The following is a 14,031-nucleotide window of genomic DNA, read 5'->3' as shown; positions in this document are numbered from 1 at the left end:
TCAAGCCTAGGGCACTTTCCGGGCAGGTCTAGACCACCGCGTGACCCGGTTCGCAGGCGCCCTCTCCCCCGGCTACGCTGGACATGTTCCCAGTTGAAGGAGTTTCCGTTGCCAGTACGCAAGGCGGTCGTCCAGGCCTCGATCGGACTGCACGCCCGCCCGGCGGCGGTCTTTGTCCGCGCCGTGACGCAGAGCGGTCTGCCGGTCACGATCAGCCGGGACGGACGGCCCGGAGTCGACGCCCGCTCGCTCCTCGAGGTCATGACGGAGGATTTCCCCTGCGGCTGCGAGGTGGAGCTGGCGGTCCGGGCCGAGGCGGTCCCGGCCGGGTCCAGCGTCGACGACGCCGAACGAATCCTGGCCGAGCTCTGCATCCTGCTGGAGTCCCAGGCAGGCTGACCGGCGGCTTCAGGCCCTAACCCAACGCAAACGACGTCGGGCCCCACCACAAGGTGGGGCCCGACGTCGTTGGTATCAGCGGTAGACGCTAGTGCGCGTGGTCACCGCGGCTGTATTCGTAAACCCAGCCGATCAGTGCGACGACGGCGAGGCCGCCGGCGATGAATGTGATCCAGAAGCCCACGGCCAGGCCGAGGAACCCGCCGGCGCAAGACAGGCCGAGGACCAGCGGCCACCAGCTCCAGGGGCTGAAGTGGCCCTGCTCGCCGGCGCCTTCGTGGATCTCAGCGTCGCTGCGGTCCTCCGGGCGCATGCCGACGCGCTTGCCGGTGAAGCCCAGGTAAGCGCCGATCATGCCGGCAAGACCACCCAGCAGCAGGACACCGAGGATGCCGACCCATTCCGTCCAGCCGGTCAGGAAGCCGTAGATTACCGAGACCGGGATGAAGAAGAAGACGCCGAATCCAAAAATCCTTGATTCGATTTTCACAGGGCTTGATCCTTCTGGTCGGCGTTACCGAGCGCTGCCGCTGCCGGGGCAGGAGCGTCGACGGTGTATGACTGGGAGAGTTCCGGGTGGTGCAGGTCCAGGGCAGGACGCTCCGAGCGGATCCGCGGCAGCGAGGTGAAGTTGTGCCGCGGCGGCGGGCAGGACGTCGCCCATTCGAGCGACGCGCCGAAGCCCCAGGGGTCATCGACCGTAACCCGTTCGTTGCTGCGCCAGGTGATGTAGACGTTCCAGAAGAACGGGATCAGCGAGGCGCCCAGCAGGAAGGAGGCGTAGGTCGAGAACTGGTTCATCCAGGTGAAGTTGTCCTGCGGCATGTAGTCCGCGTAGCGGCGGGGCATGCCCTCGACGCCGAGCCAGTGCTGGATGAGGAAGGTGCCATGGAAGCCCAGGAAGAGCATCCAGAAGTGGATCTTGCCGAGGCGCTCGTTGAGCATCTTGCCGGTCCACTTCGGCCACCAGAAGTAGAAGCCGGCGAACATTGCGAACACCACGGTGCCGAAGACCACGTAGTGGAAGTGCGCCACCACGAAGTAGGAGTCGGAAACGTGGAAGTCCAGCGGCGGGGAGGCCAGGATGATGCCGGTCAGGCCGCCGAAGAGGAAGGTTGCCAGGAAGCCGATGCTCCAGAGCATGGGGGTTTCGAAGGTGATGGAACCCCGCCACATGGTGCCGATCCAGTTGAAGAACTTCACGCCGGTGGGAACCGCGATCAGCATCGTCATGAAGGAGAAGAACGGCAGCAGGACCGAGCCGGTGACGTACATGTGGTGGGCCCACACGGTCACGGACAGCGCCGCGATGGAGATCGTGGCGTAGACGAGGCCCTTGTAGCCGAAGATCGGCTTGCGGCTGAAGACGGGGAAGATCTCGGAGACGATGCCGAAGAACGGCAGCGCGATGATGTACACCTCGGGGTGGCCGAAGAACCAGAACAGGTGCTGCCAGAGGACGGCACCGCCGTTTTCCGGGTCGAAGATGTGGGCGCCGAAGCGGCGGTCCGCGCCGAGGGCGAAGAGGGCAGCGGCCAGCGGCGGGAAGGCCATGAGCACCAGAATGGCGGTGACCAGGGTGTTCCAGGTGAAGATCGGCATGCGCCACATCGTCATGCCGGGGGCGCGCATGCAGATGATGGTGGTGATGAAGTTGACCGCACCGAGGATGGTGCCGAAGCCGGAGAGCGCTAGGCCGAAGACCCAGAGGTCACCGCCCACACCGGGGCTGAAGGTCGTGTTGGACAGCGGCGCGTAAGCGAACCAGCCGAACGACGCGGCACCCTGCGGGGTAATGAAGCCGGACACGGCGATGGTGGAGCCGAACAGGAAGAACCAGAAGGCCAGTGCGTTCAGCCGCGGGAAGGCGACGTCGGGGGCGCCGATCTGCAGCGGCATGATGACGTTGGCAAAGCCGGCGAACAGCGGCGTCGCGAACATCAGGAGCATAACGGTTCCGTGCATGGTGAAGAGCTGGTTGTACTGCTCTTTGGTCTGCAGGATCTGCATGCCGGGCTCGAACAGTTCGGCGCGGATCAGCAGCGCCATCACGCCGCCGAAGCAGAAGAACACGAAGGACGCGATCAGGTACATGTACCCGATGGTCTTGTGGTCGGTGGAGGTGATCCAGTTGACGACGATGCGCCCCTTGGATTTCGGTACTACGGGAGCCTCAAGGATCCCTGAGGGCTGAGAGTAGGTCGTTGCCACTTCGCGCTCCCCTTACTTGTTCTCGGTCGGGGCCGGGTTGCGGTCGTACTCTTCGCCGAGCAATCCGGTGTTGCCGTCCTGGCGGAGCTTGTCCAGGTGGGCCTTGAACTCCGAGTCGGAGACGACCTTCACACGGAACAGCATTTCGGAGTGGTACTCACCACAGAGTTCGGCACACTTGCCGTCGTAGGTTCCCTCTTTGGTGGGGGTGAACCGGATGTAGTTGGTCTTGCCCGGGATCATGTCGCGCTTCTGCAGGAAGGCGGGAACCCAGAAGGAGTGGATGACGTCGCGGGCGTTGAGCTCGAGGTCAACCGACTTGTTGACCGGCAGGTACAGGGTGGGCAGCTTTTCCTTGTCCACCTCGTTGCCGGTGAGGTGCGCCTGGACGCCGGCCTCGTGGACGTCGCCGGTGACGACGTCGCCCTTCTTGTAGTTGAAGTCCCACGCCCACTGCTTGCCGCGGACGTCGACGACGACGTCGGCCGGCTGGTCCCGGTTGTCGATGGCCTGCTGGTCGCGGTCGGTGAAGTAGAAGAACACCAGGACCATAAAGAGCGGGATCGTCAGGTAGAAGACTTCAAGCGGGAGGTTGAAGCTGTTCTGGCGGGGGAAACCCACGGTGCCCTTGCGACGCCGGTAAGCGACGATGCACCAGATCATCAAACCCCAGGTGATGATGCCGACGACCAGCGCGGCAATCCATGAGTTGACCCAGAGGTCCATGATGCGGTCAGTGTGGTTGGTGGTGCCACGCTCAGTGGGCAGCCACCCTTTCTGTACCTCTGGTGAACATCCAGTCAAAGCCAACGCGCCGGCTAGTGCCAAGCCAGTGATCGTAGTGATCTGTTTGCGTCGGCTGCCGGTTCGGTTCTGCGAACTCACAGACGGCCCTTCCTACTTGTTGCTGTCGCCCGGCCGCCGATGGCGTTCCGGGCACACTAAAAGTTTTACTACTCGGTGTAGAGCTTACCGCTCCCCGCGAGTTTTCGCCCACATGTCCGCACCGTGCGTCGGAGGCGTTTTGAGCGCTTCCGCCGACCGCTCCCCGGACGGCACTAAGGCCGGGCTCAATGCCCGGCCTTAGCCCTTAGTGGAAGGAGTCCCCGCAGGCGCAGGATCCGCCCGCATTCGGGTTGTCGATCGTGAAGCCCTGCTTCGAGATGGTGTCCTCGAAGTCAATGCTGGCGCCGCTCAGGTACGGCACGCTCATCTTGTCGACGACGACCTCGACGCCGTCGTAGTCGCGGACGGCGTCACCCTCGAGGAGCCGCTCGTCGAAGTAGAGCTGGTAGATCAGCCCGGAGCAACCGCCCGGCTGCACGGCAACACGGAGGCGAAGGTCGGTGCGGCCTTCCTGTTCCAGCAGGCTGCGGACCTTGCCGGCGGCGACGTCGGTCAGCTGGACCTCGTGGCTGGCCAGTTCCTGGTCCGCCTGGACGGTGGTGTCGGCGCTGTTTTCATTGGTTGTAGTGCTCATGGCCTACCTTCTTACGACGGTCGTGGCGGCTCCGCCTGCGCGGTGCCCGCCCCTACTTAAACGGTATGGGCTATAGCTACATGCTACGTCGATCAGACGTGTAGCTCTAACTCCTGACGTAACCCTCAGAGCCGGCCGGATGTTCCCCGGAAGCGCGGACCCGCGGGCCTGCCTGGACAGGACCTCAGGGCAGGACTTCAGGCCAGGCCCTCGGCGTTCAGCCGGGCCAGCAGGAGCGCCTCGGCAATGATCGCGTTGCGGAAGTCGTCCAGGTGCAGCGACTCGTTGGCGCTGTGCGCCCGCGAATCGGGATCCTCCACACCGGTGACCAGGATCTGCACGTCCGGGTACAGCTCGGTCAGGTCGGCGATGAACGGAATCGAGCCGCCGATCCCAGTCTCCACCGCGGGCACGCCCCAGGCCTCGCCGAGCGCCCACATCGCCATGCTGGCGGCGGTGGAGCTGGTGTCCGTGAGGAAGGCGTTGCCGCTCTCCCCCGGGGTGAACACCACCTCAGCGCCAAACGGCGCGTTCGCCTCAACGTGCCGCCGAACGGCCTCCATGGCTTCGGCCGGGTCCTGGCCCGGGGCGAGGCGCAAGCTGAATTTGGCGCGGGCGCGCGGCAGCAGGGTGTTGGAGGCGACGTCCACCGCGGGGGCATCAAAGCCGATGATGGACAGCGCCGGCTTGGTCCACATGCGCGAGGCGATCGAACCGGTGCCGGCGAGCTTGACGCCGTCGAGCACGGAGGCGTCGTTGCGGTACTCCTCCTCGGTGAGGTCGACGGCGACGTCGTCGCGGCTGACGAGGCCCTCGATCGCCACGCTGCCCTCGTCGTCGTGCAGGGTGGCAATCAGCCGCGCCAGCAGCGTGGGGGCGTCCAGGACGGGTCCACCGAACATGCCGGAGTGGACGGCGTGGTCCAGCACCTTGACCTCGATGGTGCCGTCCACCAGGCCGCGCAGGCTGGTGGTGAGCGCCGGGATGCCGACCTTCCAGTTGGAGGAATCGGCGACGACAATGACGTCGGATCGCAGCAGTTCCTTGTGGGTTTCCAGGAAGGCCCGGAACGTGGGTGAGCCCGCCTCCTCCTCGCCTTCGAAAAAGAAGGTCACGCCGAGGCCGAGCTCGTCGCCGAGCACCCGGGTCACGGCGGAGTAGGCGGCGACGTGGGCCAGGATGCCGGCCTTGTCATCCGCGGCGCCGCGGCCGTAGAGGCGGCCGTCGCGTTCGACGGCGGTGAACGGCTCGGTCTCCCAGAGCGCCAGGTCGCCGGTGGGCTGCACGTCGTGGTGGGCGTAAAGCAGGATGGTGGGCTTGCCGGCCGCGGCGGGGCGGCTGGCGACGACGGCCGGGCCGCCGGGGGTGCCGTCCTCCTTGTCGCAGCGCAGGATCCGGACGTCCTCGAAACCGCTGGCGCGGACCAGGTCGGCGACGGCCTCGGCGCTGGCGTTCAGCGGGGCGGGGTCGAAACTGGGCCAGGCGATGCCAGGGATCGCCACGAGCGCCTTCAACTGTTCGACGGTGGCGTCGAAGGATTCGGTGACGGCCTGGCGGAGGGCTGCGGCATTGATGGAGCCGCTGGCTGAGGGCTGCGGGATCCCCGCGGGTTCTGAAGTCATGGCCAAAACACTACCCGTGTCCGGCACCACGACAAACAGCGCCACGGGGCCGCGGACTGGGTCTGGCGCGGTGTTCGGCAGGGTATTCTGTAGGGGTGTTTGGACGTAGAAAAGAAGCGCCCGCGGCGCAGGACGTAGTTGACCAGCAGGTAGCCGAGGCAGCAGCCCGGGACGCCGCCATCGGCAAGGGCGCGCCCACGCCCAAGCGCAGCGCCCAGGTGGCCGCCCGGAAGCGGCCGCTGGTTCCGGAGGACCGCAAGGCCTCCCGCGCCGCCGAGCGCACCGCCGTCGCGGAGCAGCGGCTCAAGATGCGCCAGGCCATGGACACCGGCGACGAGAAGTTCCTGCCGCTGCGCGACAAGGGCCCGCAGAAGCGCTTCGCCCGCGACTACGTGGATGCCCGTTTCAGCCTTGGCGAGTACCTGATGTTCGGCGCCCTCGTGTTTGTCATCATCTCCCTGCTGGTCCCGGCGAGCAGCGAACAGATGATCTATGTCCTCGGCGGTTTCTGGGTGATGTTCCTGGCCGTCTTCGTCGACGTCTTCATCCTGTCCCGCAAGCTCAAGAAGCGCCTCTCCGAGAAGTTCGTCGACGTTGAGCGCGGCACCGTCTGGTACGGTTCCATGCGCTCCCTGCAGTTCCGCCGCCTGCGGCTGCCCAAGCCCCAGGTCAAGCGCGGCGACTTCCCCGCCTGATTCACGCCTCCAACAAGAAGAGCTCCCGGCAGTTGCCGGGGGCTCTTTCGTTGGCGGAGGCAAGGTGCCCCGGCTGAGTGGCGCGTGCGCCGCCGCGCGGCCTACCGCCGGGACGGGTGCTTGGCGAGCAGCCGGTTGATCCGCGCCGCCCAGAACGGGCCCTCGTAGAGGAACGCGGTGTAGCCCTGTACCAGGGTGGCGCCGGCGTCGAGGCGCTGCTGGACGTCCTGCGCGGTCTCGACGCCGCCCACCGAGACGAGGGTGACGGCGCCGCCGGTTGCGGCCTTGAGCCGGGACAGCACCTCGAGGGAGCGCTGCTTCAGCGGCGCGCCGGAGAGTCCGCCGGCGCCGCACGCCTCGATCTGTTCCGGGCTGGAGACCAGCCCGGAGCGTCCGATGGTGGTGTTGGTGGCGATGATGCCGTCCAGCTTGAGATCGAGCGCCAGCCGGGCGACGTCGTCGATGTCCTCGTCGCTGAGGTCCGGTGCGATCTTCACCAGCAGCGGCACGTGGCGGCCCGCGGCGGTGTCGGCGGCTTCCCCCACCGCGGTCAGCAGCGGCCGAAGGGTGTCAACGTCCTGCAGCAGGCGCAGCCCCGGGGTGTTCGGCGAGCTCACGTTGACCACCAGGTAGTCGGCGGCGGGGGCCAGGCTGCGGGCGCTGACCAGGTAGTCCGCCACCGCGTCCTCGAGCTCCACCACCTTGCTCTTGCCGATGTTGACGCCGATCACCGGACGGACGCCTGGGTAGCGGCGCTGCAGCGCGGCGCGGGCGGAGCGCAGCCGGGGCGCCACGGCGGCGGCGCCGTCGTTGTTGAACCCCATCCGGTTGATCACGGCCCGGTCCTCGATGAGGCGGAAAAGCCGCGGGGCGGGGTTGCCGGGCTGCGCCTGTCCCGTGATGGTGCCGACCTCGACGTGGCCGAAGCCCAGGTCGGTCAGCGCCTCGATGCCGTGGCCTTCCTTGTCAAAGCCCGCGGCCAGCCCGAACGGCGAGGGGAAGGTCAGGCCGAAAGCCTCGGTCCGCAGCGACGCCGCCGGGGCGGTGATCCGCTGCAACACCCGGCCGGCGCCGCAGCGGTTGGCCAGCCGGATGCCCCGGAAACCGATCTTGTGGGCGCGCTCGGCGTCCATCCAGGAGAAGGCGAGCCGGAAGAAGGTGGGATATACGCGCATGCCCCTAGTTTTCCGGTTCCGGCCGCGCAAACCAAAATGCCGGCACCCAGGCCGGGCCAAACCCGCAATGGAAGCAGCCAAAACATGGGCCCGCCGGGCGCTAGCATGAAGCCATGACCAGCGATGATGCAGTCCACAGCCACGGCCCGGCGCACTCCCCCGGGGCACCGATCGAAGCCGACGTGGTGGTGGTCGGCGCCGGGCTCGCCGGGCTGGTGGCCGCGGCCGAAGCCTATGCGGCGGGCCGGCGGGTAGCGGTCCTGGACCAGGAACCCGAGGCCGCGGCGGGCGGCCAGGCCCACTGGTCCTTTGGCGGCCTCTTCCTGGTCAACACCCCGGAGCAGCGGCGGCTGGGCGTCCGCGACAGCGCCGGGCTGGCCCTGGCCGACTGGCTCGCCTCCGCCGCCTTCGATCGGCCCGAGGACGCCCTGGCCCGGCAGTGGGCGGAGGCGTACGTGGACTTCGCGGCCGGCGAGAAGCGCGCCTGGCTCGCCTCCCTGGGCGTCGGGCTGTTCCCGCTGGTGCAGTGGGCCGAGCGCGGAGGCTACGGCCCGGACGGCCACGGCAACACCGTGCCGCGCTTCCACGTCGCCTGGGGCACCGGCCCGGCGCTGGTCGCGCCCTTCCTCGCCAAGCTCCGCGAGGGTGTGGCTGCCGGACGGGTCACCTTCCACTTCCGGCACCGCGCCACCGAACTGACGACGACGGCGGGCCGGCTCAGCGGGGTCCGCGGCGAGGTCCTGGCACCCAGCACCGCCGCCCGGGGCGAACAGTCCTCCCGCACGGCCGCCGGGGCCTTCGAGGCCGCCGCCGGCGCCGTCGTCGTCACCAGCGGCGGCATCGGCGGGAACCACGGCGCGGTCCGGCGGCAATGGCCCGGCGGCGGGGCGCCGGCGTCGATGCTCAGCGGTGTGCCGGCCTCGGTGGACGGCGATTTCCTGGCCGCCGTGGACCGTGCCGGCGGCCGGCTGATCAACGGCGACCGGATGTGGCACTACCCGGAAGGCATCCACAACCACTCCCCGGTCTGGCCGCAGCACGGCATCCGGATCCTGCCCGGCCCCTCCGCGCTCTGGCTCGACGCCACGGGCCGGATGCTCCCGGCACCGCTGTTTCCGGGCTTCGACTCGCTAGGCGCGCTCCGGCACATCCTCGGCACCGGGCACACCCATTCCTGGTTCGTGCTGAACAAGACCATCGCCATGAAGGAGTTCGCGCTCTCCGGCTCCGAACAGAACCCGGATCTGACCGGCAAGGACCTCCGGCTGCTCGCCTCCCGCCTGAAACCGGCCGGCGACAGCCCGCTGCAGCGCTTCCTGGACCGAGGTGTGGACTTTCTGCAGGCCGGCAGCCCCGCGGAGCTCGCCGCGAAGATGAACACCCTCACCGGCGCGCCGCTCATCGATGCCGCGGAACTGGACCGGCTGGTCCGGTCCCGGGACCGGCAGTTCACGAGCGGGCTGGGCAAGGATCCGCAGCTCGCGGCGATCCGCGCCGCCCGGAGCTTCACCACGGACAAGATCATGCGGGTGGCGCCGCCGCACCGGATGCTCGATCCCCGGCACGGGCCGCTGCTGGCGGTCCGCCTCTCCGTCCTCACCCGCAAGAGCCTCGGCGGGATCCAGACGGATCTGCACTCGCGGGTCCTGGACGGCGCCGGCCGTCCGGTGGCCGGGCTCTACGCCGCCGGCGAGGCGGCCGGCTTTGGCGGCGGCGGCATCCACGGCTACCGCGCCCTGGAGGGCACCTTCCTGGGCGGGTGCCTGTTCTCCGGCCGAGCGGCGGGCCGCGCCTCGGCCGCCGCCCTCTAACCTGCAGACCGGGAGGAAAAGATGGACTGGCAGAGGGACATCCTGGGCGAGGACTTCGCGGCGTGCCCCTTCCAGTCGGTGGGACCTGACGGGGTGGAGCGCACCGCCACCCTGATCCGGCACATCCCTGCCTCCGGTGCCGGCAGCGCCCCGCGGCGGGCGGTGCTGTTCCTGCACGGCTGGAGCGACTACTTCTTTAACGAGGAACTCGCGGAGTTCTGGACCGGCCAAGGCTTCGCCTTCTACGCCCTGGACATGCACAACCACGGCCGGAGTCTGCGTCCCGGCGCCCACGGCGGCTACGTCGCGGACCTGGCCGACTACGACGCCGAGATCACCGCGGCGATCGACATCATCGACTCCCTCGCGCCCAAGGGCGCGGCTCCCCCGCCGGTGACCCTGATGGGGCACTCCACCGGCGGGCTGATCGCGGCGCTCTGGACGAGCCGGCACCCGGGCCGCGCCGCCCAGCTGGTCCTCGACAGTCCCTGGCTCGAAATGCACGGCAGTCCTGCGGTGCGCCGCGCCGCCCGGACCATGGTCGAGCCGCTGGCCCGCTTCCGGCCCGAGTCCGTGATCCGGCTGCCCGAGCGGGCCTTCTATTGGCGCAGCATCAGCAGCGCCGCGGAGGGCGAATGGGTCCTGGATGACAACTATCGGCCGCCCCGGGCCTTCCCGGTGCGCGCCGGCTGGCTCAGCGCCGTGCTCGCCGGCCAGTCCCGGGTAGCCCGGGGGCTGAACATCGACGTGCCGATCCTGGTGCTGATCTCCGGCGCCAGCGCCAACGGCATGTTCTGGAAAGAGTCGATGCGGCGCACCGACGCGGTACTGGACGTGAACACCATCGCCCTGCGCGCCCTCAGCCTGGGCCGCACCGTGACCCTAGAACGGATCGACGGCGCCCTGCACGACGTTTTCCTCTCGGCGCCGCGGGTCCGGGCCGACGCCTATGCCCGGCTCGCCCGCTGGATCCGGGCCTACGTCACGGACGACGCCGCCGGCGCCTAGGGCGGGTCAGGCGGGGCGCACCGGGGCGGCAGCGTCGACCGCGCCTCCGTAGCGGCGGTCCCGCTGGGCATAGATTTCGACGGCGTCCCAGAGGGTCCGCCGGTCCACGTCCGGCCACAGCGTGTCGAGGAAGACGAACTCGGCGTAGGCGGACTGCCAGAGCATGAAGTTGGAGAGGCGCTGCTCGCCGGAGCTGCGCAGGAACAGGTCGACGTCGGGCAGGTCGGGTTCGTCCAGGTACTTCTGGATGGTCCGTTCGGTGATGGCGCCGGGCTTGAGCCGGCCGGCGGCGACTTCCTCGGCGATCGCGGAGACGGCGTCGGCGATTTCCGCCCGGCCGCCGTAATTAACACACATGTTCAGTGTGCAGGTGCTGTTGCCCCGGGTGTACTCCTCGGCCTCCTCGAGTTCCCGGATCACTGAGCCCCAGAGCTTGGGCCGCCGCCCTGACCAGCGGATCCGCACGCCCCACTCGTCGAGCTGGTTCCGCTGACGACGCAGCACGTCCTTGTTAAATCCCATCAGGAAGCGCACCTCCTCGGGCGAGCGGCGCCAGTTCTCGGTGGAAAACGCGTAAACACTGACATGCTCGATGCCCAGTTCGATGGCCCCGGCCATCACGTCCAGCAAGGCCGGCTCCCCCGCCTTGTGGCCCTCGATCCGGGGCAGGCCGCGCTGGTTCGCCCAGCGGCCGTTGCCGTCCATCACGATCGCGACGTGCTTTGGAATAAACTCCGCGGGGATGGCGGGCGGCAGGGCACCGGAGGGGTGCGGGTAGGGGGCCACCACCTCGGCGGTGCGCCGGCGGACCGGATCCTTCTTCTTTCCTGGATTGCTCTTGCCGAGGGCCACGGTTATGTTCGCTCCACATGTTTGAGGGATTTCAGGACGCGTTCCAGATGCCACTGCAGGTAGCTTGCCACCAGGCCGGCGGCCTCCCGCCGGTGGACAGGCGCGGAGGCGTCCGCCGCCGTCCAGTTGCCGGTCAGCAGCGCCCCCAGCAGCAGTACCGTCTCCGAGGCAGGCGCGGGGGATCCCGGCGGCCGGCACTCCCCGCAGACCATGCCGCCGAGCGCGGCGGAAAAGGCGGTGTGCGGCCCCGGCGCGCCGCAGCGGGCGCAGTCGGTGAAGCTGGGTGCCCAGCCGCCGGTGGACAGGGCGCGGAGCAGGTAGGAATCCAGGATGAGCTCGGGGGCGTGGTCGCCGCGGCTCAGCGACGCCAGTGCACCGACCAGCAGGTTGTATTGGGCGGTGCCGGCCTCGCCGTCGACGTCGGTGAGCTTCTCCGCCGTCTCGGTCATCGCGGCTGCCACGGTGTAGCGGCCGTAGTCGGCGGCGATGCTGGAGCCGTAAGCGCCCTTGGCGACGGCCTGCGTGACCACGTCCAGGGTACGCCCGGAGATCAGCTGCAGGTCCGCGACCATAAACGGTTCCAGCCTGGCGCCGAAGCGGCTGCTGGTCCGGCGGACACCCTTGGCGACGGCCCGGACCTGGCCGTGGTGCTTGGTCAGCAGGGTGATGATGCGGTCCGCTTCGCCGAGCTTGTGGGTGCGCAGCACAACGGCGTCGTCGCGGTACGCGCGCGCAGCAAAGGAGGAGGGTTGGGCCACAGTTAATCTTCGCACTGACTTCGGGGAAACACTGCCATTGGAAATGCGGCCCTGCCGGGACGCCGCCCCGCGCCGCCGGAGCAACCGGCGGCACGGCGACTGCGGCTGCTAGGCGCGGGCGTCCCGGATGGCCCGGTTGACGGCGGAGATAACGGCCTTGAGCGAGGCCATGGAGGTGTTGGCGTCGATCCCGACTCCCCACAGCACCCGCTCCCCCACGGCGCATTCGACGTAGGCCGCGGCCTGGGCGCTGCCGCCTTCGGAGAGGGCGTGCTCGCTGTAGTCCAGCACGCGGACGTCCACGCCGTCCTCACGCAGGATGCTCAGCAGCGCCGCGATCGGGCCGTTGCCGGTCCCGGTGCGGCGCAGCGGCTTGCCGTCCACCTTGAGCGCGGCGGTCAGGGTCATGGTGCCGTCTTCGTCCGATTCGGTGCTGACCGCGCCGAGGGCGTAGCGGCCCCACTGGGTCTCGGCGGCGGCGGAGGGCAGGTACTCGTCCTGGAAGAGCTGCCACAGCTGGCCGCCGCTGACTTCGCCGCCCACCAGGTCAGTGCGGCGCTGGATCACGCCGGAGAACTCAATCTGCGCCCGGCGCGGCAGGTCCAGGTTGTGCTCGTTCTTGAGCAGGTAGGCCACGCCGCCCTTGCCGGACTGCGAGTTGACCCGGATCACGGCCTCGTAGCTGCGGCCGAGGTCCTTGGGGTCCACCGGCAGGTACGGGACCTGCCAGGCGTAGTCGGCCACGTCCTTGCCGGCGGCGGCCGCGTCCCGTTCCAGGGCTTCCAGGCCCTTCTTGATGGCGTCCTGGTGGGAACCGGAGAAGGCCGTAAAGACCAGGTCCCCGCCGTAGGGCGAGCGTTCCGCGACGGGTAGCTGGTTGCAGTACTCGACCGTGCGGCGGACGTCGTCGATGTCGGAGAAGTCGATCATCGGGTCGATGCCCTGGACGAACATGTTCAGGCCCAGGGTGACCAGGTCCACGTTGCCGGTCCGCTCCCCGTTGCCGAACAGGCAGCCCTCGATCCGGTCGGCCCCGGCCAGGTAGCCCAGCTCGGCGGCCGCGACGCCGGTCCCGCGGTCGTTGTGCGGGTGCAGGGAGAGGATGATGCCCTCGCGCGGGTGCAGGTGGCGGCTCATCCACTCGATGGAATCCGCGTACACGTTGGGGGTGGCCATCTCGACCGTGGCCGGCAGGTTGATGATCACCTGGCGGTCGGCGGACGCCTCGAAGACGTCGGCAATCGCGTTGCAGACCCGCACGGCGTAGGCGAGTTCGGTGCCGGTGAAGGATTCCGGCGAGTACTCGTAGGTGATGTGGGTGTCCTCGAGGGTTTCCTCGTACTTCTTGCACAGCCGGGCACCCTGCAGGGCGATGTCGAGGATGCCGTCCTCGTCCTGGTTGAACACGACCCGGCGCTGCAGGACCGACGTCGAGTTGTAGAGGTGCACGATGGCCTGCTTGGCGCCGACCAGGGATTCGTAGGTCCGCTCAATCAGGTGTTCACGGGCCTGGGTCAGGACCTGGATGGTGACGTCGTCCGGGATGCGGTTGCCCTCGATGAGCTGGCGGACGAAGTCGAAGTCGGTCTGCGAGGCCGAGGGGAATCCGACCTCGATTTCCTTGTAGCCCATCCGGACCAGCAGCTCGAACATCTTCATCTTGCGGGCCGGGCTCATCGGGTCGATCAGGGCCTGGTTGCCATCACGCAGGTCGACCGCGCACCAGCGCGGGGCTTTGGTGATGACCTTGTCCGGCCAGGTGCGGTCCGGCAGTTCGACCGTGATCAGGTCCTGGAACGGGACGTAGCGGTGGACCGGCATTCCTGAGGGCTGCTGTGCGTTTCGCATTACTATCGGGGCCTTTTCTGTGGTTCCTGGTGAAAGGGTGGCCGGGCAACACAAACTCCGCAGCGAGGTTTGGCCTTGCGCTAGATCGCGTCTGAGGCCTCGCCGCGGCAGCTAAGAAGGAGCAGTTCTGCGCGCACATTTTCACACTAACACGGGTGCGTAAGATGAAGGA

General features: G+C 68.4%; 13 protein-coding genes. 4 read left to right on the top strand and 9 right to left on the bottom strand.

The window, feature by feature from the left end; all coding sequences use genetic code 11:
- Positions 1-108 precede the first annotated feature (108 nt).
- A complete protein-coding gene (locus tag AC6I9V_RS16730) occupies positions 109-399 on the top strand; it encodes an HPr family phosphocarrier protein (protein ID WP_497900213.1) in 291 nt (96 codons plus the stop codon).
- An 88-nt stretch (positions 400-487) separates the two neighbouring features.
- On the opposite strand, the gene AC6I9V_RS16725 is transcribed toward AC6I9V_RS16730, so the two are convergent.
- The 5 genes from AC6I9V_RS16725 to AC6I9V_RS16705 form a co-directional block, all read right to left on the bottom strand.
- Positions 488-889, bottom strand: coding sequence for a cytochrome c oxidase subunit 4 (locus tag AC6I9V_RS16725; RefSeq protein ID WP_349414251.1), 402 nt, complete (start codon positions 887-889; stop codon positions 488-490).
- Complete coding sequence (gene ctaD, locus AC6I9V_RS16720; protein WP_349414250.1) at positions 886-2,610, bottom strand: aa3-type cytochrome oxidase subunit I; 1,725 nt, start codon at positions 2,608-2,610, stop codon at positions 886-888. Before ctaD ends, AC6I9V_RS16725 begins: the two co-directional genes overlap by 4 nt.
- A 12-nt stretch (positions 2,611-2,622) precedes the next feature.
- Positions 2,623-3,495 carry an aa3-type cytochrome oxidase subunit II gene (gene ctaC, locus AC6I9V_RS16715; protein WP_349414249.1) on the bottom strand — a complete coding sequence of 291 codons (873 nt, stop codon included), beginning with the start codon at positions 3,493-3,495 and terminating at the stop codon, positions 2,623-2,625.
- Positions 3,496-3,700: 205 nt separating this feature from the next.
- Positions 3,701-4,090, bottom strand: coding sequence for a HesB/IscA family protein (locus AC6I9V_RS16710; protein ID WP_138769282.1), 390 nt, complete (start codon positions 4,088-4,090; stop codon positions 3,701-3,703).
- 197 nt (positions 4,091-4,287) lie between these two features.
- Positions 4,288-5,712: a dipeptidase gene (locus AC6I9V_RS16705; RefSeq protein WP_497900212.1), complete on the bottom strand. Its 1,425-nt coding sequence runs from the start codon at positions 5,710-5,712 to the stop codon at positions 4,288-4,290.
- Positions 5,713-5,807: 95 nt separating this feature from the next.
- On the opposite strand from AC6I9V_RS16705, the gene AC6I9V_RS16700 reads away from it, so the two are divergent.
- Positions 5,808-6,407, top strand: coding sequence for a DUF3043 domain-containing protein (locus AC6I9V_RS16700; RefSeq protein ID WP_497900211.1), 600 nt, complete (start codon positions 5,808-5,810; stop codon positions 6,405-6,407).
- 101 nt (positions 6,408-6,508) lie between these two features.
- On the opposite strand, the gene AC6I9V_RS16695 is transcribed toward AC6I9V_RS16700, so the two are convergent.
- On the bottom strand, positions 6,509-7,582 hold the full coding sequence (locus AC6I9V_RS16695) for a quinone-dependent dihydroorotate dehydrogenase (RefSeq protein ID WP_497900210.1): 1,074 nt from the start codon (positions 7,580-7,582) through the stop codon (positions 6,509-6,511).
- Between the two features lie 113 nt (positions 7,583-7,695).
- On the opposite strand from AC6I9V_RS16695, the gene AC6I9V_RS16690 reads away from it, so the two are divergent.
- Both AC6I9V_RS16690 and AC6I9V_RS16685 read left to right on the top strand, forming a co-directional pair.
- Complete coding sequence (locus tag AC6I9V_RS16690) at positions 7,696-9,393, top strand: FAD-binding dehydrogenase (protein ID WP_497900209.1); 1,698 nt, start codon at positions 7,696-7,698, stop codon at positions 9,391-9,393.
- A 21-nt stretch (positions 9,394-9,414) separates the two neighbouring features.
- Positions 9,415-10,401 carry an alpha/beta hydrolase gene (locus AC6I9V_RS16685; protein WP_497900208.1) on the top strand — a complete coding sequence of 329 codons (987 nt, stop codon included), beginning with the start codon at positions 9,415-9,417 and terminating at the stop codon, positions 10,399-10,401.
- A 6-nt stretch (positions 10,402-10,407) separates the two neighbouring features.
- On the opposite strand, the gene AC6I9V_RS16680 is transcribed toward AC6I9V_RS16685, so the two are convergent.
- The 3 genes from AC6I9V_RS16680 to leuA form a co-directional block, all read right to left on the bottom strand.
- Entirely contained in the window at positions 10,408-11,253 is an 846-nt protein-coding gene (locus tag AC6I9V_RS16680) for an isoprenyl transferase (protein ID WP_497900207.1), read from the bottom strand.
- A gap of 2 nt (positions 11,254-11,255) precedes the next feature.
- Positions 11,256-12,011, bottom strand: a complete 756-nt coding sequence (recO, locus tag AC6I9V_RS16675; RefSeq protein ID WP_349414242.1) for a DNA repair protein RecO — start codon at positions 12,009-12,011, stop codon at positions 11,256-11,258.
- A 108-nt stretch (positions 12,012-12,119) separates the two neighbouring features.
- Positions 12,120-13,859: a 2-isopropylmalate synthase gene (gene leuA / locus AC6I9V_RS16670; protein WP_349414241.1), complete on the bottom strand. Its 1,740-nt coding sequence runs from the start codon at positions 13,857-13,859 to the stop codon at positions 12,120-12,122.
- Between the last annotated feature and the right edge of the window lie 172 nt (positions 13,860-14,031).

The organism is Arthrobacter sp. SlRoot2-15, assembly GCF_059739345.1.
This window is presented reverse-complemented; position numbering and strand designations above follow the sequence as displayed.

Bases quoted from the DNA above. Each gene is read 5' to 3' on its own strand.
- AC6I9V_RS16710 (WP_138769282.1), bottom strand. From the start codon at position 4,090: ATGAGCACTACAACCAATGAAAACAGCGCCGACACCACCGTCCAGGCG.
- AC6I9V_RS16705 (WP_497900212.1), bottom strand. From the start codon at position 5,712: ATGACTTCAGAACCCGCGGGGATCCCGCAGCCCTCAGCCAGCGGCTCC.
- AC6I9V_RS16695 (WP_497900210.1), bottom strand. From the start codon at position 7,582: ATGCGCGTATATCCCACCTTCTTCCGGCTCGCCTTCTCCTGGATGGAC.
- AC6I9V_RS16690 (WP_497900209.1), top strand. From the start codon at position 7,696: ATGACCAGCGATGATGCAGTCCACAGCCACGGCCCGGCGCACTCCCCC.
- AC6I9V_RS16685 (WP_497900208.1), top strand. From the start codon at position 9,415: ATGGACTGGCAGAGGGACATCCTGGGCGAGGACTTCGCGGCGTGCCCC.
- leuA (WP_349414241.1), bottom strand. From the start codon at position 13,859: ATGCGAAACGCACAGCAGCCCTCAGGAATGCCGGTCCACCGCTACGTC.